Raw genomic sequence first — 1,613 nt, 5'->3', positions numbered from 1 at the left:
CAATGTCATCAAGCTAACAAGTAAAATACTTACAATTAATGATTCGCGTAACTAATTTGAAAATTGGCTTCACTAATACTTGTCGGAAGTAGTAAAAAAGGCAATAGGATGCCCGGGAATTGAAAATATCTTTTTTTTTCAATTCCCCTAAAGTTCTTGCTTCATGTTTGTGTGTGTTTTATATTGATGGTGGTGGAACAATTTTTATAGACATCTCTTCTGATTTTGGAAAAACTTATTCACGCTCAAGCCTAACTGACGTGGATAGGACCTACCAGGTCGAAGCGGTGTCTTATTTTTTTTGACTGACTCTACGAGTCTTTTAAATATTTGTTCGCGAATCTTCTCATCTTTCTCTTTCAATAAGACGATCATTGTTTCTTTGAGTTTTCCAATCAGGATGTTTGTATTGGCGCGATAACAGTACTTCAATTTCTTTTCCCTGTCCTCTTCCTCAATCATCTGATTCGCCTCACTACGAAGGAGTGAGATCATGTTTGCCAGATAGATCGAGGCATAGAAATCTTGCTCTATCGAACTCACTGTAGTGCCAGTGAAGTTTTCAAACTGTAGCCTACTCTTTAGTTCTTTATACTTTTCTTCGATACCCCAGCGTCTGAAATAGAGGTCTTTAAAATCACTGCCTGCTAGTTCTCCGTCCACTAAATTGGTGAGAAGAGTCTCTTCCTCTCCAGAAGACAACTGTATGCGAATCACTCGAGCGGGATAAAGACTGCCGCCGAGTCTCAGGTTGATGTGCTGATCAGGACCAGGCGCATCAAGCATCTCTTTTGTACCACCTTTCTGTGTACGCATGAGATATTTCAATCCGTTCTCTTCTAAAAATAAGATCATGTCCCTAGAAGGATAGCCTCTATCAAATATGAACAGGTCATTCCCTCTACTCATCTCCGTAAGTTCCGTGATCAATTCTTTCGCAGCGTCACGTTCACTCACACGATAGTTCATAATTTTTGCCGATAAGATGATGTCATTCTCTAAATCAAGTATCGCAGATACTTTAGCGCGTGCTAACTGTTTGGTTCGCTGGTTCGTCACAGATCCATATCGCTCTCGTAATCGTGTGGTGTTCGGGAGTTGTATGACTGAACCATCAATTGCACAGAGACGATAGCCACGAAACTTTAAAAATGTATCGTCATCATAGTACCACTGGACTACCTCGTCCATGAGCCGCTTATAGGCATGTGACGATATCTTCTGTCTTGCGTCAGAGTATCCCTGTTTTGTGATAGGCTCGTTTTTAGACTCGATAATATCAAAAAATGCATCTAACTCGATCTGTAAAGATCGTCTGACAAAGTTTAGAGTGAATAGAATGGTGTTCTTAAAACTGAGTTTGTGATTTTTTCTCGTAAAATAGGTTGATTTAGTTCTCATCTCACACAAGAACAGTACGTCATCCAATAAATTATTGGTAACTTTCACAGCTTCTAAAAATGTCTTCTTCAAATTTCCACCAACTCTCAAATTGATATACCAATAAATGGTACTCAAGTTGATTTTGGTGCTTTTTTTGAAAAGTCAAGTAATTTGTTTGGAAAGTCAGAAATATAACTTACAGAAAATGTATTGTTAGCTTGATGACATTG

1 protein-coding gene is annotated in these 1,613 nt (G+C 38.6%); it reads right to left on the bottom strand.

The annotated features are described in order from the left end of the window. Positions 1 to 204: 204 nt before the first annotated feature. Positions 205 to 1,473 (bottom strand): IS4 family transposase, encoded by a 1,269-nt coding sequence (locus tag JOD03_RS13680; RefSeq protein WP_204592025.1) that lies wholly within the window; start codon positions 1,471 to 1,473, stop codon positions 205 to 207. Positions 1,474 to 1,613: the final 140 nt, after the last annotated feature.

The organism is Chryseomicrobium aureum, from assembly GCF_016909155.1.
Taxonomy (GTDB): Bacteria; Bacillota; Bacilli; order Bacillales_A; family Planococcaceae; genus Chryseomicrobium; species Chryseomicrobium aureum.
This window is presented reverse-complemented; position numbering and strand designations above follow the sequence as displayed.